Here is a 24,232-nt window from a genome sequence, read left to right on the forward strand (position 1 = left end):
GGGCTACAAACAGTGTACTGGCCATTCGACCCGCTAAAGAATAAAGCGGCTCAAATCTTCATTCTCGACTAACTCACCTAGGCGCTGCTTGACGTAAGCTGCATCGATAATCATTGAGGAGCCCGGTTTTTCTGTTGCATCAAATGAGATTTCATCCATCAAACGCTCCATCACGGTATGCAGGCGACGTGCGCCGATATTTTCCGTGGTTTCATTCACTTTCCACGCGGCTTCCGCAATTTGAGTGATGCCATCCTCAGTGAATTCAATACTCACATCTTCCGTCTTCATCAGCGCAATATACTGCTCGGTCAGAGAAGCTTTCGGCTCAGTCAAAATACGTTTAAAGTCATGGCTCGATAATGCTTCAAGTTCGACGCGAATCGGCAAGCGGCCTTGCAACTCGGGGATTAAATCAGAGGGCTTCGCCACTTGGAATGCACCCGACGTAATAAAGAGGATATGATCAGTTTTAACCATGCCGTGCTTAGTCGAGACGGTACTGCCCTCAATCAAAGGTAGCAAATCACGTTGCACCCCTTCACGCGATACATCTGGACCTGAGCTTTCGCCGCGTTTACAGATTTTGTCAATCTCATCGATGAAGACAATACCGTTATTTTCAACATTAAAAATAGCTTGATCTTTCAGCTCTTCCTGATTGACCAATTTTGCCGCTTCTTCCTCAGTCAAAGCTTTGAAGGCCTCTTTGATTTTGAGTTTGCGTTTTTTCTTGGTATCCCCTGCAAGGTTCTGAAACAAACCTTGCAGCTGATTGGTCATCTCTTCCATGCCTGGAGGTGCCATAATTTCAACCCCCATTTGAGGGACAGCGACATTGATTTCAATCTCTTTGTCGTCGAGCTTTCCTTCACGCAACTTTTTACGGAAGATTTGGCGAGTGTTCGAGCTCTCTTCGCCCTTTTCATTCTCTCCCCAAGCATCACGAGCTGGCGGCAATAAAGCATCTAAAATACGCTCTTCTGCTTGCTCTTGCGCGCGAAATTGCACTTTTTCCATCGCTTGCTGGTGAGTCATTTTTACCGCAACATCGGTTAAATCGCGAATAATGGTTTCCACTTCTTTACCAACATAACCCACTTCGGTAAATTTGGTCGCTTCCACTTTAATAAATGGTGCGTTGGCAAGCTTGGCGAGACGACGAGCAATTTCCGTTTTTCCCACCCCAGTTGGACCAATCATCAAAATGTTTTTCGGCGTTACTTCGGCGCGCAAGCTCTCTTCGAGCTGCATGCGACGCCAGCGATTACGCAGCGCAATCGCCACCGAACGTTTGGCTTTATCTTGACCAATAATATGGCGATTTAATTCGTGAACAATTTCACGTGGAGTCATTTCAGACATCAGATTTTCCTTAATTCTTTACCCTAACACTGTCTTTATTTTTCGGTGGTCACTGTTTGTTGCAGTAGCAATTCCGCCGGTATTTCTAGTTCTTCGATAGTGTGGAAATGGTTGGTAAACACGCAAATGTCGCCCGCAATTTTCAGTGCTTTTTCAGCGATTTCACGTGCATCTAAATCGGTATTTTCTAATAATGCGGTCGCCGCAGCTTGGGCAAAATTACCACCCGAACCGATAGCAATCAGGTCGTTTTCTGGTTGAACGACGTCACCATTGCCCGTAATAATGAGTGATGCCGTTTCATCTGCCACCGCTAAAATCGCTTCTAGCTTACGCAGTGCTCGGTCACTACGCCAATCTTTTGCCAGCTCAACCGCGGCCTTAGTAAGATGACCTTGATGCATTTGCAGCTTACTTTCAAAGCGCTCAAACAAGGTAAACGCATCGGCTGTGCCACCTGCAAACCCTGCCAAGACTTGATTATTGTACAGACGGCGAACCTTGCGCGCGTTGCCTTTCATTACGGTATTACCGAGCGATACTTGTCCGTCACCGGCGATGACAACTTTATTATTACGACGTACAGAGACGATGGTAGTCACGACAGGACCTCTTATTTGTTTTCACGATGGAGTTAGCAAATATATGAGGATGGTTGGGGAAGATTTCAAGTCACAAAAAACACTCACCGCGAATCGATTGGATGCGGTGAGTGATCGCTCTTATTGTGGTTCAGTCCAAATGGCGCACGGCTCAATTTTAGCGCGTTGTAATTTATGCTCGTCACGCTGCGCATCACGCTTATATTTGTATGGCCCTAATACCACGCGATACCAACTGCTGCCTTCCGTTTTTCGGATTTCACTTTTTAAACCCTGAAACGCGATATCAAGTTTACGGCTTTCAGCCTGTGCCGAGGTTTTGTACGCCCCACACTGCATGATATAAGGGATTTCAGACACTTTTTGTTCTTTGGCTACCACTTCTACTTCACGTTTCGGCAAGCTATCCACGTAATCCCATTTTTCCTCTGGGGGCGGTGGGATCACTTTCTCTGGCTTAGGTTTTGCGACTGGTTTTGTAGGAACCACAACCGCTTGAGGCGGCTCAGGATCACGGCTGAGTAAGAACAGCCCATAACCAAAACCGGAAACGAGCAACAGTGCCAATAAGCCACTACGCCAAGGTTTACGACGTGGAGCTGTTTTTTTCGGGGTAGGCTTTTTCGGACTACGACCGCGCCTTACATAATCTTTATTAGCCACAGAGAATTCAAAAGTTGATGGTTTGTGCCAATGTTAATGCAGTTTCCAACGACTTAATAGTGTTGAAAGAGTTGCAGCGCATCAAAAATGCGCTGCATGTGGTTAGCTCAAGCGAGGAGGCGCTGCGCTTTCTCGAATCACTAACTTGGTTTCTAATAGTCGAGAACCTGCGCCAACCTCTTGACCGCGAAGAAGATCGAGCATCATGAGCATCGCTTGACGCCCTATCTCATAGCGCGGCTGTGAGATGGTCGTTAACGGTGGATCGCAGTAGAGCGCAAATTGAATATCATCAAATCCCACCACTGAAATATCTTGTGGAACGCGCAAACCCAATTTTTTGGCTTCCTTAATGACACCGATCGCCATACTGTCATTATGACTAAAAATGGCTGTGGGTGGCTCAGATAACGCCAATAATTGGCGCAGTGCTTTAGCCCCAGCTTCAAAAGTAAAATCACCATAAGTGCAATAATTAGGGTTCATGGTAATTCCTGCGCGGCGTAAAGCTTGTTGATAACCTTGATGGCGGAACTTACACAGCGTGGCCTCTGCTGGCCCCGATATTTGCGCGATGCGTTTGTGCCCGAGCTGCGTCAAATAGTTCACCGCTTCAAACGCTGAAGTAAGGTTATCAATATGTACCGTCGGCAACTCAAGTTCTGGCGCAAATTCACATGCCATGACCATAGGTGGCAGGTTTTTTTGCTCCGGCTTACTAACATCAAACGGCAAATCAGTTCCCAGCAACAACATGCCATCGGCCTGCTTAGTAAATACGAGGTTAACTAACGAACTTTCTCGCTTTTTCTGCTGACCACTATCACCCAACAGTACTAAATAACCATGTTCCATCGCCGCATCTTCGATACCACGAATGATCTCTGTGAAGTAAGGGTCACAAATATCAGGCACGATAGCGACAATGGTTTTAGATTCATTACGGCGTAAGTTGCGAGCGAGAGAATTTGGTGAGTAACCAGCTTCCAAAACAGCATCTTCGACACGCTTTCGCGTTGAAGATGATACTTTTTCAGGGTTCATCAACGCCCTAGATACTGTGGCGGTTGATACACCTGCAAGCTGGGCAACATCCTTCATTGTCGCCATAGAAATTAACCTCTTTAAAAGTTGTTACTGGGCTGAAATCACCCGTTGTTATGTTTATAAAATCCGGTTGTAAAATCTGGTTATCCATTTTGAACGCTGAGCTGTTATTCACAGCGGATATATGAGTGATAGTCTATTCATTTCCACCCAGAAAGTTACGGTCAGATTAACAAATTTTACATAATAAGCGTGAAGCCACTCACATTAGAGAGGATTAAATAGGCTGACAAAAATAACAGTAACCGTTTTAGCACTCGATTGCTTCAATATGTTACATCTCATTTCATCGAAAACGCTACGGAGGTTTAACTGAGATCTTGCGGTTCAATATCTAACGACCAGCGAATTTTCTTGGCTAATGGTAACAGTCCAATCGCAGGCTTAGCACTCATCAATAGTTTTTGCATTTTGGAGCGATGCTGAGTTTGCAGTAATAACTGCCAGCGATATTTGCCCGCTCTTTTCGCCAATGGGGCTGGGGTTGGCCCTAATACTAAGCACGAATCATCAAATAACGGATGCGCTTCTAACGTATGCCTAATTTGGCGTAAAAACTCTTCCACCATCGAAGCTTGATTGGATTCCGCTTTAAACAGTGTGAGATAGGTGTAAGGTGGCAACATCGCTATTTTCCGCTCTTCTAACGCGGTTTCTGCAAAATGACGATAATCCTTTTGCAACAATGCTTGCAGCAAACTGTGTTCCGGGTGATGCGTTTGTAAAATCACTTCGCCGGGTTTACTAGCGCGCCCTGCTCGACCTGCCACTTGAGTAAATAGCTGCGCCAAGCGTTCGGCGGCGCGAAAATCACTGCTGTATAGCGAACCATCCACATCCAATAACGCTACTAAAGTCACATCGGGAAAATGGTGCCCTTTAGCGAGCATCTGCGTGCCAATTAAAATCTGATACTCACCTTGGCGAATCGATGATAACGCACTTTCTAAACTGCCTTTACGACGCGTACTATCGCGATCAATACGCACCGTTTTATATTCGGGGAAAAGCTGCGCCAGTTGCGCTTCAAGTTGCTCGGTACCTACCCCAACCGTAACCAACTGAGTGGAACCACAACCTTGACACTGATGAACCACCGGACGTTGCGAGCCACAATGGTGACAACGCATGTCACTGCTATATTGGTGAAAGGTATAGTACGCATCGCAACGTTTACACTCGGCAATCCAACCGCATTCATGGCACATCAGCGCGGGCGAGAAGCCGCGGCGATTGAGAAACAGCATCACTTGGTTACCTGCGCTGAGGTGTTTTCTCATCTCAGCAATCAGCGGCGCTGATAAACCACTCTCTAAAAACAGGCCTTTCACATCCAACACCTTGTTTTTAGTGGGAACCGCTACGCCCGCACGCTGAGTTAAGCTTAAGTGATGATATTTGCCGCTCAATGCATTATGCAACGTTTCTAATGCTGGAGTGGCAGAACCAAGCACAATCGGGATCTGCTCAAGGTTTGCACGCATTACCGCAACATCTCTTGCATGGTAGCGTAGGCTATCTTGCTGTTTATACGAAGCGTCGTGCTCTTCATCAACAATGATGATACCTAGGTCTGCAAAAGGCGTTAGCAGCGCTGAGCGAGTACCAATGATAATGCCCGCAATATTATCACGCGCCGCTAACCACGCGTTGAGGCGCTCGGTTTCATTGAGCCCCGAGTGGACCACGGCAACTGGCACATTAAATCGCTTACGAAAGCGGTTAATGGTTTGTGGTGTTAGACCAATCTCAGGCACCAGTACCAATGCCTGACGTCCTTTTTCTAAAACGGGCTTGATTAAGTTTAGATAAACTTCGGTTTTCCCTGAACCGGTGACTCCTTCAAGTAAATAGCATGCGAAATGGTGATGGCTATTAATTGAAGCAATCGCGATCGCTTGTTCTTGGTTGAGCTTGGGCTTTTCCACATCCGCTTCAACATTTTGCGGCCAAGCCGTCAGTGTCGGCCGTTTTTCCAGTGATTCTATCCAGCCTTTCTCTTGTAAGGTTTTGAGTACGCTGCTACCTACCTCTTCATCAATAAACAGTTGATGGGGCACAGCGCCAGACTCAAGCATCGTCATCACTTTGGCTTGCTTTACCGCTCGCCCGAATCCTTGCATGAGTTGATCGCGCCCACTGGGCGTCAGTTGCCACTCCACTAAGGTCGAAAAATCGGCCGCTTTCCCTTTGCGTAATGCGCCAGGCAATGCATTAAATAGCGTGTCGCCTAATGGGTATTGATAAAACTGGCTACACCACAACAGCAATTGATAGAGTTTCTCTGGCCAGACTGGCTGGCTATCGAGCACCGCTTTTAGCGGCTTTAATTGATCGACTGAAAACTCAGACTCACTGACTATAGCGGTGACGATACCCACCAGCGTTTGCCGACCAAATGGCACCGACACTCGTCCACCAACAATCGGAAACAGATGACTTGGGATCTGATAATCAAACTGCTTATCCAATGGGACAGGTAAGGCAACGCGTGCAATGGTGGGGCGCATAATCGACCGTTCGTTCTACAAAAAATGTGAAAAGACAGTCTACTGGATGCGTCACCGAAATTCGAGCTTCGTCATTGGACAAAAATGTGGCGAAAATAGCGGCGAAATGGCTTGATCCACTGAAGAGGATTCATTAATATATCGCGCCTTGATGATATGGCTTCTTGCTTGATGTTAAGCAGTCAGCGGTATCAACATTTTTTTATTAACTACGTGTGGTGTCCGGCTTCGATTCGGATAGCGACGCGGCCCAATTTGAGGTTATCCCATGAAAGCTGGTATCCATCCAGAGTACAAAGCAGTTAGCGCGACTTGTTCTTGCGGCAACTCTTTCGAGTTCAGCTCAACGCTAGGCAAAGATTCTATCCACCTAGACGTGTGTGACAAATGTCACCCATTCTACACTGGTAAGCAACGTATCGTTGATACTGGCGGCCGTGTAGATCGCTTCAACAAGCGTTTCGGTGCTCTTTCTAGCAAATAATCTCTTTTTTGCTAGAAAATTAAAAAAGGATGCTTCGGCATCCTTTTTTGTTGGCATTTTTTGTATAGTTGTCAGTACGCACTGGTCTTATCTGCGACATTTTCTCCATTTTTTGATGAAGCACGTCAGGTTCCCGCCTAGGAAGTTTGAGCGACATCCATTAGAATTATGGACCTTTTCCAATCCAACACGAGCACTTATACCTATGTCTGATGACACTCACCAAGAATTAACGGCAGAAGAACAATTTCGCCAACGCGCACTCGATTACCATGCTTACCCAACCGCGGGTAAAATTGCCATTTCACTAACTAAGCCTGCCGACTCGGCTGAAGACCTTGCTTTAGCTTACAGCCCGGGCGTTGCTGAACCGGTTCGTGAAATCGCACAGAACATCGACAACGTTTATAAATACACTGCGAAAGGCAACACCGTCGCTGTGATCTCAAACGGCACGGCTATTCTTGGTTTAGGTAACTTAGGTCCGATGGCTTCCAAGCCCGTCATGGAAGGAAAAGCGCTACTGTTTAAACGCTTTGCTGGACTTGATTCAATTGATATTGAAGTAAAACACCGCACAATCGATGAATTTGTCGATACGGTTGCCAACATCGCCGACACCTTTGGCGGCATCAACTTAGAAGATATCAAAGCACCAGATTGCTTTGAGATTGAACGCCGTTTGATCGAACGCTGTAATGTGCCTGTTTTCCATGACGATCAACACGGCACTGCGATTGTTACCGCAGCTGGCATGCTCAATGCGATTGAACTGCAAGGCAAGAAACTCAACGAATGCACTATCGTCTGTCTTGGCGCTGGCGCAGCAGCCACCGCTTGCATGGAACTATTGATTAAGTGCGGCGCAATGCGTGAAAAAATCTACATGCTTGATCGCAAAGGTGTGATTCATACTCGTCGCGATGACATTAATGAATATAAGCAGTTGTTTGCTAATAACACCGACAAACGCACACTGGAAGATGTGATTGAAGGCGCTGACTTATTCCTAGGTGTGTCAGGCCCCAACCTGCTGCCTGCCGAAGCGCTAAAATTAATGGCCGATAAACCGATCGTATTTGCTTGCTCAAACCCGGATCCAGAAATTAAACCGGAACTCGCACGCGCGGTACGTGACGATTTAATTCTCGGCACAGGCCGTAGCGATTATCCAAACCAAGTCAACAATGTGTTGTGCTTCCCATTTATTTTCCGTGGCGCTTTGGATGTCCGTGCTAGTGAAATTAATGACCAAATGAAGCTAGCCGCAGTTGAGGCGATACGTGAACTGGCTAAAGAAGAAGTGCCGGCTGAAGTGTTGAAAGCTGCAGGCGTAAAAGCGTTAAGTTTCGGCCCTGAATACATCATTCCAAAACCGATGGACCCACGCCTACTGCCTCGTGTTGCTAAAGCGGTTGCTCAAGCAGCGGTTGACTCTGGCGTCGCTCGAATCGAGATGCCTGTCAATTACATGCAAGAATAATCACAAGCTTGAGCGGCTAAATGCCTCGCTCGAAAAAAAACCGCTGACTTTCAGCGGTTTTTTTATATTCTGAGACACAGAGCCAAAGTCACAATGGCAACTTACCCAGTATCCTCTCGATTTTATCTCGTTGTACCGCAATTACGCGCTACACTTCTTCATCATCATACGCTTCAAATTCAATGCCCATGGCGGTCATTAATGCTTTTGCTTCCGTCGGAATATCGTCTGGACGATCTTTTCTCAAATCTTCGTCGGTCGGTAAAGGTTGACCGGTATAAGCATGCAAGAAGGCTTCACACAGCAGCTCACTGTTCGTTGCGTGGCGTAAGTTATTGATTTGACGGCGAGTGCGCTCATCAGTTAATACTTTCAACACTTTCAATGGGATTGAAACGGTGATTTTTTTGACTTGCTCACTCTTCTTCCCATGTTCAGCATATGGGCTAATGTATTCCCCATTCCAGTCTGCCATTGCGCACCTTCGTTATCGTAATTGGTCGTTAAAAATTTGAAAGTTGGATTTTAGCGGGATTTACCGCCACAAGCAAAGACATATAGACGTCTAGATATATTGACGTCTTCTTTTGAGTTCAGTAAAGTGTGCCATTATCGACAAAGAGATACCCGAAATACTTGAAATTTCAGCAGAGCGGCAAGTCAAGGCAGCCAGACTATGTGATTGAAGTAGGTGAACCTAGCCAACATCGCAGCAACTTCAAGTTAGAAAGGGGATAGCAATCTCACGCACTATCGGATATAGCTAATACTCGAGACAATGGACGTTGCCCTTTCGTTGTCCCCAGATAAAGCAGGAACCCCTCAATAAAAGTCAGTTTATTGAGTTTAATTAAGTAAGGAAACCGTCATGACCACTCGCAAGCCAGCCACCATCGCCGTTAGAACCGGTATTGAATCCGACTCTCAATATCATGCTGTTGTGCCTCCAATTTATCTTTCGACAAATTATAGCTTTCCTGCGTTTGGTGAAGTGCCTAAATACGATTACACACGCTCTGGCAACCCAAATCGAGGTCTGCTCGAAAAAGCGTTGTTTGAACTCGAATCGGGTCAAGGCGCAGTGGTGACTAACTGTGGCACTTCGGCGCTGAATCTATGGGTTTCCGCCTTTTTAAGTCCTGACGATCTGATCGTGGCCCCGCATGACTGTTACGGTGGCACATATCGACTGTTTAATACACGCGCCAAAAAAGGCGATTTTAAGACACTCTTTATTGATCAATCCGATCCAAACGCTTTGCAGGCCGCTTTGGCGAAAAAACCCAAATTGGTACTCATTGAAACCCCATCCAACCCATTGGTTCGCGTGGTAGATATTGCTGATATTTGCCAACAAGCACACGCCGTCGGTGCATTAGTGGCGGTTGACAACACCTTCTTAACGCCAGTTTTCCAAAAACCATTAGAGTTGGGCGCAGATTTTGTCATCCACTCCACCACCAAATTCATCAACGGCCACTCCGATGTGATTGGCGGAGTTGTTATCACCAAAACAGAGCAGCACGCTGAAGAGCTAGCATGGTGGGGCAACTGCCTTGGCTCAACGGGAACCCCTTTTGATAGCTATATGACGCTGCGTGGCATTCGTACCTTAGGCGCAAGAATGCGCGTCCATGAGGAAAGCTCACGTGCCATTTTGGACTATCTGCAAAGCGAAGCCTTAGTAAAGGTCATTTATCACCCGAGTTTGCCAGAGCATCCTGGCCATGAGATAGCGAAAAAGCAGCAATCTGGCTTTGGATCTATGCTAAGTTTTGAGTTTGCGGGCAGCTTTGAACAGCTCAAATATTTTGTCTCTCAGTTAACATTATTCTCACTGGCAGAATCATTAGGAGGCGTGGAGAGCTTAATCTGCCACCCCGCTTCGATGACTCACCGAGCGATGGGCGAAGAAGCGTTGGCCGAAGCCGGTGTTTCACAGCAGCTATTACGCCTATCGGTCGGCTTAGAAGATGCCCAAGATTTGATTGACGATCTCGCTCAAGCCTTTGCTAAAGCGAAGGAGGCCTATTAATGACTGCCCTACGTCAATTACACAAGTTTGGCGGTAGCAGCCTTGCCGATCCTGAATGCTACAAACGGGTCGTTAATATCTTAAAAGAGTATTCTCAAGCTGATGATTTGGTGGTGGTTTCTGCCGCAGGAAAAACCACCAATCGTTTAATCGAATTTCTCGACGCTCTCAATAAAGATGGCCGAGTGGCTCATGAGAACTTGCAATCGGTCCGTCAGTACCAAATCGATTTAATCAACGCGCTGCTCGATGAAGATGCAGCGCAACCGCTCATCACTTTACTCACCAACGAAATTCGCACCTTGGGTCAGCTTTGCGCGCCCCTATCGCCAGCTCAACAAGCGGCGGTACTTGGCCATGGTGAAGTGTGGTCATCACGCTTATTGGCGGCGTTACTCAATCAACATAACCTTGCGGCTGTGGCACAAGACGCCCGCGAATTTCTTCGCGCGCAAGCAGGCACACAACCGGAAGTGGATCGCGCTCGCTCCTACCCTTTGCTGAAAGAAATTTTGGCACAACACGCGCATCACCGAGTGATCATCACAGGCTTTATGGCTCGCAGTGAACAAGGTGATACTGTGCTACTTGGGCGCAATGGTTCCGATTACTCCGCCACTATGATCGGCGCACTTGCGGAAGTAAACCGAGTAACGATTTGGAGTGATGTGGCCGGTGTTTATAGCGCCGACCCGCGCATTGTTAGTGATGCCTGTTTACTGCCGCTACTGCGTTTGGACGAAACCAACGAGTTAGCGCGCCTTGCCGCCCCAGTATTGCACAGCCGAACTTTGCAGCCCGTGGCGCAAAGCACCATGGATTTGCACTTGCGCTGCAGTTATCAACCCGAAGCAGGATCGACTCGTATTGAGCGTGTATTGGCATCGGGACGCGGTGCCAAAATCATTACTTCACTTGATGATGTGCTGTTGATTGAGCTTAATTTTGCTCACGGGCATGACTTCCAGCGCCTACAAAATGATGTACTGCGCAGCTTGCGTCGTGCTCAACTCGAACCGCTAGCTTTCGATACTCAAGCCGATCAACACCAACTGCGTCTTGCCTATACTGCTGAGATTTCAGGCGGAGCCCTAGCCCATCTGCAAGATGCCGCTTTTGAAGCGGAAATTAAACTCAAAGAAGGCTTTTCATTAGTGGGTGCTGTGGGTGCGGGAGTGACGAAAAACCCCAATCACTGCTACGGCTTTTATCAACAGCTACGTTCATCACCGATCGAGTTTATCTGTGAAGCCGAATCTGGGCTGAGTTTAGTCGCGGTACTGCGTAAAACGCCGATCACCCCCTTAGTGGTGGGTATGCATAACCAACTATTTCAGGCGCAAAAACGGGTCGCACTGGCACTGTGTGGCAAAGGCAACATTGGTTCGAGTTGGTTAAAACTTTTTGCTGAACAAAAATCAGAGTTAGAAAAACGCCATGGCATGAACTTTGAGTTGGTCGCGGTGGTCGATAGCCAAACCTATTGGTTTGATGAGCAAGGGATTGATGCGGCATCGGTTTTAAAGCATTTTGACGATGAAGCGATTGCCAGTGAAGGAATGGCTTGGCTACAACGATTAAGCAATATTCAAGGATATGACGAAGCGGTTGTGCTCGATGTAACCGCAAGCAAAGAACTGGCTGATCACTACCTCAACATTGCTGAAAATGGGATGCACCTCATCTCAGCGAATAAAGTCGCGGGCTCTTCCTCTAGCGTCGATTACCACCAAATCAAAGAAGCGTTCGCGAAAATTAGCCGCCATTGGCTCTACAACGCAACGGTTGGCGCAGGCTTACCCATTAACCACACGGTACGTGATTTGCGTGAAAGCGGTGATGAAATCGTCGCCCTCTCTGGTATTTTCTCTGGCACTTTATCTTGGTTATTTCAGCAATTCGACGGCTCAATACCGTTTAGCGAACTGGTCGATTTAGCATGGCAACAAGGACTTACCGAGCCTGATCCGCGCAGCGATCTGGATGGTTCAGACGTAATGCGCAAACTGGTGATCCTAGCCCGTGAAGCGGGATTACATATCGAACCGGAAAATGTCAAAGTTGAATCACTGGTTCCTGATGAGCTCAAGCACCTCTCACTGGATGACTTTTTAGACAAAGGCCAACTACTGAGTGAAAAATTAGCAGAGAGACTAACCAAAGCACAACGTGAAGATAAAGTGCTACGCTATGTCGCAAGGCTTGAGAAAAATGGCAAAGCAACGGTGGGGGTTGAAGCTTTAGAGCGTGAACACGCTTTGGCTAACCTTTTGCCTTGTGACAACATTTTTGCTATCGAGAGTAAATGGTATCGCGATAACCCGTTAGTGATTCGTGGCCCGGGCGCTGGTAGAGAAGTGACAGCAGGAGCTATCCAATCGGACCTCAACTTGCTGTCAAGCTTGCTGTAACACTCCAGCTTATTCCAGATTAAGGGGCCACTAGGCTCCTTAATTTAACTGCGAAAGGATGATATTAGGTCATGCATACCGAGGTTGAGCATGACTTGAAGGTCACTCACAATCAACATGAATAATATTCATAATTACAGTGTTGACATTAAATGCTATTCAATACATTCTGTGGACATATAGACGTCTAAACGTCAACTTAAGGAATGATAGATTGGCGCAAAAACGCCACAGGGAGAAATAAAATGGGATACACGCACGCCGGTCATATTGATGCACTCAACCAGAACGTGGCTGAGCTATCAGATAATATCAATGTCTCATTTGAGTTTTTTCCACCCAGCTCAGCGCAAATGGAAGAGACATTGTGGAATTCCGTTCACCGTTTAAAAACCCTGCAACCTAAATTTGTTTCTGTAACTTACGGAGCAAACTCTGGCGAGCGCGACCGCACCCATTCGATCATTAAAGAGATTAAAGATCAAACTGGCCTTATTGCAGCACCGCACCTCACTTGCATTGATGCCTCTCGCGATGAGCTGATTCAGATTGCCGATGACTACTGGCACAACGGCATCCAGAATATAGTTGCACTGCGTGGCGATATTCCCGCTGGTGGCGGCAAACCAGAAATGTATGCTTCCGACTTAGTTACTCTACTCAAATCTCGCCATGATTTTGATATTTCTGTCGCGGCATTTCCAGAAGTCCACCCTGAAGCGAAAAGCGCGCAATCCGATCTGGTCAATCTAAAACGCAAAATTGATGCAGGTGCAAACCGCGCAATTACTCAATTCTTTTTTGATGTTGAAAGCTACTTACGATTTCGCGACCGCTGCGTAGCTGCTGGTATTGATGCTGAAATTGTACCGGGCATTCTACCGGTATCAAACTTTAAACAAGCTTCTCGCTTTGCCGCGCAAAACAACGTTAAAGTCCCCGGATGGATGGCGAAACAATTTAATGGATTAGATGATGACCCAACCACACGCCAGCTCGTGGGTGCAAGCCAAGCAATTGACATGGTTCGCATTTTAAGCCGTGAAGGCGTCAAAGACTTCCATTTCTATACGCTCAATCGCGCTGAAATGACCTACGCATTGTGCCATACGTTGGGCGTAAGACCGAAAGCATAAACTTTCTCTGCACTCATAACGCTATTATTGGTAAATGTTGCTCGTGATAAAACGCGATGATTGATTAAAAGTAACGCCGACTTGATGTCGGCGTTGTGGTATCACTTAAGTGTGCAGATTATTCCACGTCGTCCATTTTACCAAGTAAGCTACGAATACGATCTTGCCATGCACTCTGCTCTTGCTCCATTTGTTGCGCTTTTTGCTCAAGCTCTTCACGCGCTACTTTTAGCTCATTCGCTTCATTCACGAGCTGCTGTTTCTCTTCTTTAAGCTCTTCCACTTCCATTTGTAGAAGTGCGATGGTGTCAACTGCGGTTTGAATTTTTGCTTCTAGTAGTTCTAATACTTCAAAAGACATGGTGCATACCCTTAGTTATTCGGTTGAGGTGAACAAAATTTCACTTATTGGTTCATTCTACTCAGCACAGCGCTCAGAAACACTCACTATATGCAAATTTTCTCGCTATTTGGCTAAAAAATCGGCTCAACTTAACCGTCAACTCACTTAAGCGCCAAACCTAGGCCGAAAAACACTTTATCTGACCATAGATTTGCTCAATTTGAGGCTTAGCTTTGATCAAGTGCAACCCTTGCGAACTAAAAAAGCAAACGTTTACTATTTGATATGCTAAAATTCCCGCCGAAATTTCCTATTCCCTTTTCTTTGGAGCTAGCATGAAACGCGATTTAGCAATGGCATTCTCTCGAGTCACTGAAGGTGCCGCACTGGCAGGTTACAAATGGCTTGGTCGAGGCGATAAAAATGCGGCCGATGGCGCAGCGGTAGAAGTCATGCGCAACCTACTCAATAAAACCGACATCCAAGGTGAAATTGTAATCGGTGAAGGCGAAATTGACGATGCTCCAATGCTCTACATTGGCGAGCTTGTTGGCCTTGGTGGCGATGCGGTTGATATCGCAGTGGATCCTATTGAAGGTACGCGCATGACGGCAATGGGCCAGTCAAACGCATTGGCTGTTTTGGCGGCTGGCGAAAAAGGCAGCTTCCTTAAAGCACCTGATATGTACATGGAAAAATTGGTGGTTGGCCCCGGCGCTAAAGGGTGCATTGACCTCAATAAGCCTTTAAAAGAGAATTTAGAAAATATCGCCGCCGCGCTGAATAAACCATTAAACACTCTAGTTGTGATCACCTTAGCGAAACCTCGCCATGATGCCACCATAGCGCAGATGCAAGAGATGGGTGTTCGCGTGTTTGCTGTGCCAGATGGCGATGTCGCCGCCTCGATCCTAACTTGTATGCCTGATAGTGAAGTCGACGTGATGTACTGCATCGGCGGTGCACCTGAAGGAGTGGTTTCAGCCGCGGTCATCCGAGCTCTAGATGGTGACATGCATGGCCGTCTACTACCACGTCATGAAGTCAAAGGCGATACGGAAGAAAACCGCATTTACGGTGCAAAAGAGTTAGCTCGCTGCGCGGAAATGGGTGTCGAAGCTGGCATAGTGTTGAAAATGGAAGAGATGGCCCGCAGTGATAACGTCATTTTCTCAGCTACTGGTATCACCAAAGGGGATCTGCTGGAAGGTATTACCCGCAAAGGCAACATCGCCACCACAGAAACGCTATTAATTCGTGGCCGCTGTCGTACCATTCGCCGTATTAAATCAATTCACTACTTAGAACGCAAAGACCCAGAAGTGCGCGCGATCATTTTGTAATCCGCCAGTGCTTTGCTCTGTTTTATTTTAACGACAAAGCATAGAGAGACAAAAAAGACCGCAATGCGGTCTTTTTTATTTACTCACTTTATACCGAGATGGAAGAAGCGATTAAAACAGCTCTTCAGCCACTTTATACAAATCAGTGCGAACTGGACGCTTCATATTTTCAATTGCGTCGATAATATCGTGGTGAACCAACTGCTCTTTCTGAATACCAACACAACGACCACCGTGGCCATCAAGCAGTAAATGTACCGCAAAATTACCCATGCGTGACGCAAGAACACGGTCAAACGCCGTCGGGCGACCACCGCGTTGAATATGACCCAGCACGGTAGCGCGAGTTTCACGTCCCGTTGCTTTTTCAATTTCTTTCGACAGTTGGTTAGCATCCATCATCAACTCAGTCAGTGCAATAATGGCGTGTTTCTTACCTTTCTTAATACCGTCTTGAACATTTGCAATCAGTTGCTCCATATTCAGGCCAGTTTCAGGGGTGATGATGTATTCACAACCGCCTGCAATCGCCGACATCAGAGTCAAATCACCGCAATGACGACCCATAATTTCAACAATAGAAATACGTTGATGAGAAGAGGAAGTATCACGTAAACGGTCAATCGCATCGATAACCGTATTTAATGCTGTTAAGTAGCCAATGGTGTAATCGGTACCTGCAATGTCGTTATCAATCGTGCCTGGTAAACCAACGCATGGAAAACCCATTTCGGTCAGCTTTTTCGCACCCATGTAAGAACCGTCACCGCCGATGACAACTAAAGCATCAATACCATGCTTTCTTAGGTTTTCGATCGCTTTTTCACGTACTGCGACTTCACGAAATTCAGGGAAACGCGCAGAACCTAGGAAAGTACCACCTTTATTGATAACGTCAGAAACGCTTGAACGATCCAATTTTTTAATACGATCTTCATAAAGACCAAGGTAGCCATCGTAAATACCAAATACTTCCAAATCAGCACCGAGTGCCGTACGAACAACACCACGGATTGCTGCGTTCATGCCAGGTGCGTCACCGCCACTAGTCAAAACACCGATCTTCTTAATCATGCTCACCCTCGATTTTTTGGGAACTTAATACTAATTTTTACGCTGTCCGTTAGCGATAAAACCGACAGCAAAATCTTTCTAATCTGTGCATAATGTTACCTTTCCTAAAGAGGAATACTACTGTTATTTGCACGAAATTATGTAAGTTTGCTACTTATGTAAGAGTATTACAGTTTTGAGTTAATGCTTTGTTGATTCATATCAGAATCAGGCTTATTTATTGTTCTTAAAAAGATAGTTAATAAGCGCGTTTTTGTCGCTACCACCCTTGTGATTTTTGCTTTTTTTCTGGTCCAAACACCACAGAATAAGGATCTTGGTGGATTAATACATCAGCTCCGGGAAAAGCCTCGAGTAGCTTATCTTCCACCTCATCGGAAATGCGATGCGCCTCAATCAAGCGGATATTGTCATCTAGTTCCAGATGTAACTGAATGAATCTTACAGGTCCAGACATGCGAGTTCTTAATTGATGCACACCCAACACACCAGCCACAGAAAGACATTCTGTGCGGATTTGCTTCAATTCTTCATCAGGTAACTTACGATCCAATAAGGTCTGAATGGCCTCTTGTACCATACGAAAAGCACTATAAAGAATATAAACGCCAATGCCGATCGCAAAGATGGCATCGGCCTGTTTAAAGCCAAACCAGCTCAATATAAGCGCGATCATAATCGCCGCATTCATGAACAAATCGGTTTGGTAATGCAATGAATCCGCAGCAATGGCTTGGCTGCCCGTTTTTTTCACCACATGCTTTTGGAACAACACTAAGCCAAAAGTCACTAGCATTGCAAACAGGCTGACATAAACGCCATATTCAGGAGAGGTTAATTCGTGTGGGCGGAAAAAACGGTCAACCCCATTGAGGATAAGAAAACAGGCTGAGCCTGAAATGAACATCGCCTGAGCAAGGGCTGCAAGCGATTCCGCCTTACCATGACCAAAGGCGTGCTCTTTATCTGCGGGCTGCAGTGCGTAACGCACCACAATTAAATTGACCACGGAAGCGGCAATATCAAGTAAGGAATCAATCAAGGATGCGAGTAGGCTGACCGAGCCAGTAACCCACCAAGCGATCACTTTTACTATCAGCAACAATGAGGCCACAAGGGTTGCTGTCCAGGCAGCAAGCGTAACAAGGCGTGCGTATTCTTGTTTCATATCACTAAAATCAACTTGAGAATGAGCAGGTAGTATACCTTCTCAAATTAAGAATGAATATGACACAAAAATGAACAGGCCTCACCCGAGGCCTAGTATCAATTATTAGCGGTTATCAATGACTAGCTATTTTTTTTCATGTGCTTAGGACCATTTTCCATGCACTTCTGCATGCGATCTTGTTGTAGCGTTTGCAGTTTTGCTTTTTGTTCCGGAGTTAGCACACTCATCATGTCATGACGTTTTTCTAGCATCTTGACACGGTGAGCGACCTGTTGATCGACCATCTCTTTGGCTAGTTCATTTGCCGCTGCCGCATCAAAGTTCTCAGCGAGCACGAGAGCCTGTACTTTGTCATGGTGCGCTTTCATTTTCGCTTGGCGTTGACCTTTGTGCTCACCCTTCATCGCTTCGCGATTCGCCTCACGCATTCCTTTCAACTTTGCTTGTTGATCAGACGTCAAATCAAGCTGCTGCATCATGCCGCGATCAAAACCGCCACAGTCATCATTTGGGCCTTTATGCTGCTCTTTACCACCAAATGCAAAGACGCTTGCTGTGCTAAGAGTCAGAGGAAGTATCACCGCCGCAAGTACTAATTTTTTTGCCATTTTCATCATCTATTCCTTCACTAAGTGGATTCTAACAAGCTGTATTCACAGCGCTTGAGTGTAGAATAGGGCCTGTACGGTAAAGCAACGTATAGTGAGCGTAAAGAATCGTAAAGAGCTTATTGCTCACTGAATATCTTGCCTATTTCGCAGTAAACTGTACCCATAACTTCCCCAACGACGAGGCGACACATGGCGCATATTCTTCTGATTGATGATGATACTGAGCTCACCAGCTTACTAAAAGAAGTCTTGAGCTATGAAGGCTTCGATGTCTCTGAAGCGAATGATGGAGAGAGCGGGCTCGCGGCCATTCATGATCGCATTGATCTTGTCTTACTCGATGTAATGATGCCTAAACTTAATGGGATGGAAACGCTGAAAAAGTTACGTGAAAACTGGCATACCCCGGTATTAATGCTCACCGCCAAAGGAGAGGAGATCGATCGCGTCATCGGTTTAGAACTCGGCGCGGATGACTATTTACCGAAGCCTTTCAGTGACCGAGAACTGCTGGCACGCATTCGCGCGATTTTGCGCCGAACCCAAACCACCAATGGCACCAAACATAATGAAGTCATTGAGTGCCAAGATATTCAAGTATACCCCAGCAAGCAGGAAGCCTATTGCCAAGGGCAATTGTTGGACCTTACCACCACGGAATTTGCCTTGCTGACTCATTTTGTGCAAAACCCAGGCGAAACCTTAACTAAAGAAGCGCTCAGCCTTGATGTTCTAGGAAAACGGTTGGCGGCCTTTGACCGCGCGATTGATATGCACGTCTCGAATTTACGCAAGAAATTACCTGAGCGTGTCGATGGTAAATCACGGATTAAAACGCTGCGTGGTCGTGGCTACCTCATGATTCTGGAGGATTAATGCGCCTACCTAAAATCAATAGCCTTTATGGCAGAATTTTTGCCATTTTTTGGTTTACGATGCTGCTGGTGCTGATCGCAGTATTAGCACTGCCGCACCTTGATCCTCGTAAAACCCGTGATATACCTAGCGATGAATACCAACGTCTTACACACTTAAAACAGAAAATAGAGAGTATGTTTAAAGATGAGCATGAACTCACACGCATCCTCTTTCGTTTAGAAAGTAGCAGCAACAAGCGTGGTGAAGGGCACATGCGCGAGAAGAACGGCACTCCACAATTCTTTATCACAACGCCAGATGGCACAATCCTCACCACCAAAACTCAAGCCGACTTTAAGTTTAAAGCACTCCAAAATTTCGTGACCAGCATTGAATCCATTGATAAGCCACAACAGAAGCTCTATGGCCGTTATATGATTTCAGGTCCATTGCCAATCACCCTTGCCAAGCAAGATCTACTCATGTTTGTCGGTATTCGCTGGAATGAGCCCCCCCCGTTCTTATTGCAACTGTTTGACCGTCCGTTCGGCCTACTGCTTGCCGTGATGCTCGTCAGTACACCACTACTCCTATGGCTCGCATGGGCATTGAGTCAACCCGCCAGCCGCCTCGAGCAAGCAGCCAAACGGGTCGCTCGCGGCGAATTTGTGGTCGACCCAAGCTTAGAAAAAGGCACCAGTGAATTTCGCCAAGCGGGACGAAGCTTTAACCAAATGGTAGAAGCCGTCAATCAGATGATTTCTGGCCAGCAGCGATTGCTGTCGGATATTTCACACGAACTGCGCTCCCCTTTAACGCGACTGAGAATGGCCAATGCACTTGCCACTCGAAAACAAGGTAGCAGCTCAGAATTGGAGCGGATCGACACCGAAGCACAGCGTTTAGAGCAGATGATCGGTGAACTTCTGACGCTTTCGCGTATGCAAACCAATAGCCATCTCAGCCGAGAAACTCAACCGCTATCCAGTTTATGGGAGGAATTATTGAGTGATGCCCAATTTGAGGCGGAGCAGATGGAAAAAAGACTCACCTATAATGCGATTCCACCGCACACGATTTCCGGCACACCAAAACTGCTGATGAGCGCATTGGAAAACATTGTGCGTAACGCCATTTACTATGGCAAAGATGAAATCAATATTACCTTTTCGGTCGAAAAAGGCAGACTATCGATTTGCGTGGAAGACAATGGTGAAGGCGTTCCCGAAAACGAGTTAGACGATATTTTCCGCCCCTTTTATCGTGTTTCCACTGCGCGTGATAGGCACAGTGGTGGTACAGGGTTAGGTTTAGCCATCACCGAAAGTGCCATTCGTCAACACAGCGGTACTATTCACGCAAGTCGCAGCCAATTAGGTGGGTTAAAAGTACAATTCACGCTCCCATTGGATAGTTAAATTCCACTTATGCCTATATCGCCAAATAACAGGTGACTTGTACTCAATAGGCTCGTCACCTTATACTTCCGGCCCACACTCTTTAAGAGCAGCTATACCATGTTTGATATCGCACTTTACGAACCTGAAATCGCCCCTAATACCGGAAATATTATTCGCTTGTGTGCCAATTGCGGCGCTAATTTGCATCTTATTGAACCGCTAGGCTTTGATCTAGAAGAGAAGAAAGTGCGCCGCGCAGGGCTTGATTACCACGATTTAGCGCGCGTAACGCGTCATGCCAACTTGGATGCCTTTATGGACTACCTCAATGCAGAGCGCGAAACGTACCGGATTTTTGCTTGTACCACTAAAACCACGGGGCACCACGTCGATGCGCAGTTTCAAAAAGGAGATGTGTTGATGTTTGGCCCAGAAACTCGTGGATTACCAGCGCAAGTCATCGCAAGCCTACCGATGACACAACGTATTCGTATTCCGATGATGGCAGAAGCTCGCAGTTTAAATCTCTCTAATGCGGTCGCTATTATTGCGTTTGAAGCGTGGCGTCAAATGGGCTTTGAAGGTGCGCAATAACAGCGCTAGTGCTCTAAAACGGTAGGAAGATAAATCACCAAATAGCAAAAAGGCCGCCTAGGCGACCTTTTTATTAATTCTAGATATTAGGCTAGATTACAGAACAGTTACTTGAGCTGCTTGTAGGCCTTTTTGACCGTTTTCTACATTGAAAGACACTTTTTGGCCTTCAATTAGAGTTTTGAAACCGTCAGAAGCGATTGCATTGAAATGTACGAACACGTCAGCGCCGCCGTTATCTTGAGTAAGGAAGCCGAAACCTTTAGTTTCGTTAAACCATTTTACAGAACCAGTTGTTTTGTTAGACATAATGTGTCCCTTTTATTTAAATTCATAAAGTTATCGCGCTTATGCGCAATGCACTGATAGATTGAATTATTTAATGTTACTAATAAGGTAAGGGAAACACTGAGGACATCAACTTTTACGATGGGATTCTGAGAATTTACTTTTACTTTTATTTTTTGTTTCATTAATAACCCCTGAACAACAGAGCGAGGTAACTATATTCGCTAACGTTGCACTAAGCAATCTATTTCGGCATTTAATTTTTACAACTCAAAACAATAGAGTAAGGAACACCATAAAAAGTCTTTTATTTCAAACTATTATGCTCATCATCTTTACGTTCAAATTCACCTTCGAAGGTTTTTCCCGTTTCAGATGGTTCAAAATCACGATCAAATGGGGCTTTGTTATGACGGCTATCATCAAACTGCGCCTGAAAACGGCCTGATACACCATTCACCACTACTTTATTCATCAAATAGTTGGCAAGCAAAGCCCGAGGTGCAGGCAATAGCACCACCATACCAAGTGCATCGGTCAAAAAACCCGGTACTAAAAGCAGCACACCCGCCACCGCCAGCATCACGCCCTCAATAATTTGCTGCGCAGGTAGCTCACCTTGGTGCAAATGGTGTTGAACGCTAAGTAAAGTTTGTATCCCTTGACTACGAACCAATGATGCACCAACAAATGCCGTAATCAGCACCAAGGCGATAGTTGGCCACATACCTAGCAAGCTGCCTACTTGGATAAAGAGACCAATTTCAATGATTGGCACAAAAATAAAAGCCAGAAGTAAGATTGGAAACACACGCCCTCCTTTGTTTATTGCTCTCACCTTACCGTCAACCACAGGCGACTACAACACTCAACGCTCAATCAAAGAGCACCACCTCACAGCCTAAATGACTAAATAGAGCCAGTATCTATCTTAAAATAGACCGAATATTGGCTCTATCTGAAATCCATTCATTCGCTCATTTTGCTAACAAAACCTGAACAAATCTCATACCACACAGACAAATCCAACCGCCGGCATCACAACTATTTATCAACGCGATAACTGTTTTTAAAACCTAAAAATAACGCATGTGAGTGCGTATCAAATTTTCATAAAATATTGACCTAAAAGGTGATCCACTTACTATTTTTTAAATCTAGGTTGAGTATGATGTGCCACAGAAGTCAGGACGGATTTTCCAGCCTAAAATTCTGACGAATGGATTCTTAAACTGCAGAAATGGCTAATAATTTCACTAATTATCAGAATAATTCTCTAAGGATCCTGTTATGGCTACCCTATCAGAAACGACAGCTGCTACAGCTAACTCGGCCACTCGTATTGAAGAAGATCTATTAGGTCAACGTCACGTTCCTGCTGACGCGTATTACGGCATTCATACGCTGCGCGCTATCGAAAACTTTAATATTTCAAAATCAACCATTTCTGATGTGCCTGAATTTGTACGCGGTATGGTGATGACCAAAAAAGCTGCCACGCTAGCCAACAAAGAGCTCGGCGTCATTCCAAGCCAAGTGGCCAACTACATCCTCCAAGCGTGTGACTTGATCCTAGAAACAGGTAAGTGCATGGATCAATTTCCGTCAGACGTATACCAAGGCGGAGCCGGCACTTCTGTCAATATGAACACCAACGAAGTGATCGCGAACCTTGCTCTGGAATTAATGGGTAAAGAAAAGGGTCAGTACGAGTTCATCAACCCGAACGACCACGTCAATAAAAGCCAATCGACCAACTGTGCTTACCCTACCGGTTTTCGCATTGCGGTATACAACAGCATCCTGAAACTGATTGATTCTATTGCGTACCTAAAAGGTGCGTTCGAGCTAAAAAGCCAAGAATTCTCAGGTATTTTAAAAATGGGTCGTACCCAACTGCAAGATGCCGTACCGATGACTGTAGGACAAGAGTTCCGAGCTTGGGCGGTCACTATTAATGAAGAGATCCGCAACCTAGAGTACACCTCTAAACTGCTGCTTGAGATCAACCTTGGTGCAACAGCGATCGGTACTGGCCTTAATGCGGCGCCAGGTTATCAAGCGGCTGCGGTGAAACACCTAGCCGCCGTAACGGGTTTACCTGTCGTTCCAGCAGAAGATTTAATTGAAGCAACGTCAGACTGCGGAGCTTATGTTATGGCGCACGGCGCGCTAAAACGCCTTGCTGTGAAACTCTCTAAAATCTGTAATGACTTACGTCTTCTTTCATCTGGCCCTCGCGCGGGTCTAAACGAGTTGAACCTACCTGAACTGCAAGCTGGGTCTTCCATCATGCCTGCAAAAGTAAACCCTGTGGTGCCTGAAGTGGTCAACCAAGTGTGCTTTAAAGTACTTGGTAACGACAACACTATTTCCTTTGCCGCAGAAGGTGGCCAATTACAGCTAAACGTGATGGAACCTGTGATTGCACAAAGCATGTTTGAGTCAATTGAAATTCTTTCAAACGCCTGCATAAACCTTCGTGACAAGTGTGTTGACGGCATCACTGTCAATAAAGAAGTGTGTGAAGCTTACGTATTCAACTCTATCGGTATCGTGACTTACCTTAACCCATATATTGGCCACCATGAAGGTGACATCGTGGGTAAAATTTGTGCGGAAACGGGTAAGAGCGTACGTGAAGTGGTGCTTGAGCGAGGCTTACTCACCGCCGAAGAGCTCGATGACATCTTGTCCGTCGAAAACTTTATGCGCCCTCAGTACAAAGCGAAACGCTACGAATAATCAAAAAAG

General features: G+C 46.1%; 22 protein-coding genes. 10 read left to right on the plus strand and 12 right to left on the minus strand.

Features of this window, described 5'->3' with window-relative positions; genetic code table 11:
* Window positions 1-33: 33 nt before the first annotated feature.
* The 5 genes from hslU to priA form a co-directional block, all read right to left on the minus strand.
* On the minus strand, window positions 34-1,365 hold the full coding sequence (gene hslU, locus AACT18_RS04375) for an HslU--HslV peptidase ATPase subunit (RefSeq protein WP_094124733.1): 1,332 nt from the start codon (window positions 1,363-1,365) through the stop codon (window positions 34-36).
* 35 nt (window positions 1,366-1,400) lie between these two features.
* A complete protein-coding gene (gene hslV / locus AACT18_RS04380; RefSeq protein ID WP_010317615.1) occupies window positions 1,401-1,967 on the minus strand; it encodes an ATP-dependent protease subunit HslV in 567 nt (188 codons plus the stop codon).
* A 120-nt stretch (window positions 1,968-2,087) separates the two neighbouring features.
* Window positions 2,088-2,630: an SPOR domain-containing protein gene (locus AACT18_RS04385; RefSeq protein ID WP_013855850.1), complete on the minus strand. Its 543-nt coding sequence runs from the start codon at window positions 2,628-2,630 to the stop codon at window positions 2,088-2,090.
* 102 nt (window positions 2,631-2,732) lie between these two features.
* Window positions 2,733-3,740 (minus strand): DNA-binding transcriptional regulator CytR, encoded by a 1,008-nt coding sequence (gene cytR, locus AACT18_RS04390; RefSeq protein WP_017043195.1) that lies wholly within the window; start codon window positions 3,738-3,740, stop codon window positions 2,733-2,735.
* A gap of 305 nt (window positions 3,741-4,045) precedes the next feature.
* Window positions 4,046-6,247: a primosomal protein N' gene (gene priA / locus AACT18_RS04395; protein WP_013855848.1), complete on the minus strand. Its 2,202-nt coding sequence runs from the start codon at window positions 6,245-6,247 to the stop codon at window positions 4,046-4,048.
* A gap of 268 nt (window positions 6,248-6,515) precedes the next feature.
* Between priA and rpmE the strand changes: the two genes are divergently transcribed.
* Together rpmE and AACT18_RS04405 are read left to right on the plus strand one after the other, a co-directional pair.
* Complete coding sequence (gene rpmE, locus AACT18_RS04400; protein ID WP_010318344.1) at window positions 6,516-6,731, plus strand: 50S ribosomal protein L31; 216 nt, start codon at window positions 6,516-6,518, stop codon at window positions 6,729-6,731.
* Window positions 6,732-6,936: 205 nt separating this feature from the next.
* Window positions 6,937-8,214 carry a malic enzyme-like NAD(P)-binding protein gene (locus AACT18_RS04405; RefSeq protein ID WP_026027888.1) on the plus strand — a complete coding sequence of 426 codons (1,278 nt, stop codon included), beginning with the start codon at window positions 6,937-6,939 and terminating at the stop codon, window positions 8,212-8,214.
* 148 nt (window positions 8,215-8,362) lie between these two features.
* Here the strand turns inward: AACT18_RS04405 and metJ are convergent, their stop codons facing one another.
* Entirely contained in the window at window positions 8,363-8,689 is a 327-nt protein-coding gene (gene metJ, locus AACT18_RS04410; RefSeq protein WP_010318342.1) for a met regulon transcriptional regulator MetJ, read from the minus strand.
* A 393-nt stretch (window positions 8,690-9,082) separates the two neighbouring features.
* On the opposite strand from metJ, the gene AACT18_RS04415 reads away from it, so the two are divergent.
* The 3 genes from AACT18_RS04415 to metF all read left to right on the plus strand — a co-directional run bounded on the left by AACT18_RS04415 (window position 9,083) and on the right by metF (window position 13,796).
* Complete coding sequence (locus AACT18_RS04415) at window positions 9,083-10,249, plus strand: O-succinylhomoserine (thiol)-lyase (RefSeq protein ID WP_017049224.1); 1,167 nt, start codon at window positions 9,083-9,085, stop codon at window positions 10,247-10,249.
* Window positions 10,249-12,660: a bifunctional aspartate kinase/homoserine dehydrogenase II gene (locus AACT18_RS04420; RefSeq protein ID WP_094124732.1), complete on the plus strand. Its 2,412-nt coding sequence runs from the start codon at window positions 10,249-10,251 to the stop codon at window positions 12,658-12,660. The genes AACT18_RS04415 and AACT18_RS04420 overlap by 1 nt, the downstream gene beginning before the upstream one ends.
* Before the next feature lie 245 nt (window positions 12,661-12,905).
* Window positions 12,906-13,796 carry a methylenetetrahydrofolate reductase gene (gene metF / locus AACT18_RS04425; RefSeq protein ID WP_017043191.1) on the plus strand — a complete coding sequence of 297 codons (891 nt, stop codon included), beginning with the start codon at window positions 12,906-12,908 and terminating at the stop codon, window positions 13,794-13,796.
* A 118-nt stretch (window positions 13,797-13,914) separates the two neighbouring features.
* Here metF and zapB read toward each other — a convergent pair whose 3' ends face one another.
* Window positions 13,915-14,157: a cell division protein ZapB gene (gene zapB / locus AACT18_RS04430; protein ID WP_013855843.1), complete on the minus strand. Its 243-nt coding sequence runs from the start codon at window positions 14,155-14,157 to the stop codon at window positions 13,915-13,917.
* Window positions 14,158-14,474: 317 nt separating this feature from the next.
* On the opposite strand from zapB, the gene glpX reads away from it, so the two are divergent.
* Window positions 14,475-15,482, plus strand: a complete 1,008-nt coding sequence (gene glpX, locus AACT18_RS04435; protein WP_047690609.1) for a class II fructose-bisphosphatase — start codon at window positions 14,475-14,477, stop codon at window positions 15,480-15,482.
* Window positions 15,483-15,593: 111 nt separating this feature from the next.
* On the opposite strand, the gene pfkA is transcribed toward glpX, so the two are convergent.
* The 3 genes from pfkA to AACT18_RS04450 form a co-directional block, all read right to left on the minus strand.
* Window positions 15,594-16,556 carry a 6-phosphofructokinase gene (gene pfkA / locus AACT18_RS04440; RefSeq protein ID WP_029388378.1) on the minus strand — a complete coding sequence of 321 codons (963 nt, stop codon included), beginning with the start codon at window positions 16,554-16,556 and terminating at the stop codon, window positions 15,594-15,596.
* Between the two features lie 259 nt (window positions 16,557-16,815).
* Window positions 16,816-17,724, minus strand: coding sequence for a CDF family cation-efflux transporter FieF (gene fieF / locus AACT18_RS04445; protein ID WP_010318335.1), 909 nt, complete (start codon window positions 17,722-17,724; stop codon window positions 16,816-16,818).
* A gap of 122 nt (window positions 17,725-17,846) precedes the next feature.
* Window positions 17,847-18,344, minus strand: a complete 498-nt coding sequence (locus tag AACT18_RS04450) for a CpxP family protein (protein ID WP_088729197.1) — start codon at window positions 18,342-18,344, stop codon at window positions 17,847-17,849.
* A 183-nt stretch (window positions 18,345-18,527) separates the two neighbouring features.
* Here AACT18_RS04450 and AACT18_RS04455 point away from each other — a divergent pair, with 183 nt between their 5' ends.
* The 3 genes from AACT18_RS04455 to AACT18_RS04465 all read left to right on the plus strand — a co-directional run bounded on the left by AACT18_RS04455 (window position 18,528) and on the right by AACT18_RS04465 (window position 21,190).
* Window positions 18,528-19,214, plus strand: coding sequence for a response regulator (locus AACT18_RS04455; protein ID WP_081245078.1), 687 nt, complete (start codon window positions 18,528-18,530; stop codon window positions 19,212-19,214).
* Complete coding sequence (cpxA, locus tag AACT18_RS04460) at window positions 19,214-20,614, plus strand: envelope stress sensor histidine kinase CpxA (protein WP_094125366.1); 1,401 nt, start codon at window positions 19,214-19,216, stop codon at window positions 20,612-20,614. The genes AACT18_RS04455 and cpxA overlap by 1 nt, the downstream gene beginning before the upstream one ends.
* Before the next feature lie 99 nt (window positions 20,615-20,713).
* Window positions 20,714-21,190: a tRNA (cytidine(34)-2'-O)-methyltransferase gene (locus AACT18_RS04465; protein ID WP_094125367.1), complete on the plus strand. Its 477-nt coding sequence runs from the start codon at window positions 20,714-20,716 to the stop codon at window positions 21,188-21,190.
* A 96-nt stretch (window positions 21,191-21,286) separates the two neighbouring features.
* Here AACT18_RS04465 and cspE read toward each other — a convergent pair whose 3' ends face one another.
* Window positions 21,287-21,499, minus strand: coding sequence for a transcription antiterminator/RNA stability regulator CspE (cspE, locus tag AACT18_RS04470; protein ID WP_013855834.1), 213 nt, complete (start codon window positions 21,497-21,499; stop codon window positions 21,287-21,289).
* Between the two features lie 286 nt (window positions 21,500-21,785).
* Window positions 21,786-22,289 carry an FxsA family protein gene (locus tag AACT18_RS04475; protein WP_303396197.1) on the minus strand — a complete coding sequence of 168 codons (504 nt, stop codon included), beginning with the start codon at window positions 22,287-22,289 and terminating at the stop codon, window positions 21,786-21,788.
* Window positions 22,290-22,768: 479 nt separating this feature from the next.
* Here AACT18_RS04475 and aspA point away from each other — a divergent pair, with 479 nt between their 5' ends.
* Window positions 22,769-24,223 (plus strand): aspartate ammonia-lyase, encoded by a 1,455-nt coding sequence (aspA, locus tag AACT18_RS04480; RefSeq protein WP_094125175.1) that lies wholly within the window; start codon window positions 22,769-22,771, stop codon window positions 24,221-24,223.
* Window positions 24,224-24,232: the final 9 nt, after the last annotated feature.

The sequence above is a fragment of the Vibrio sp. V04_P4A5T148 genome, assembly GCF_963875605.1.
Lineage (GTDB): Bacteria > Pseudomonadota > Gammaproteobacteria > Enterobacterales > Vibrionaceae > Vibrio > Vibrio anguillarum.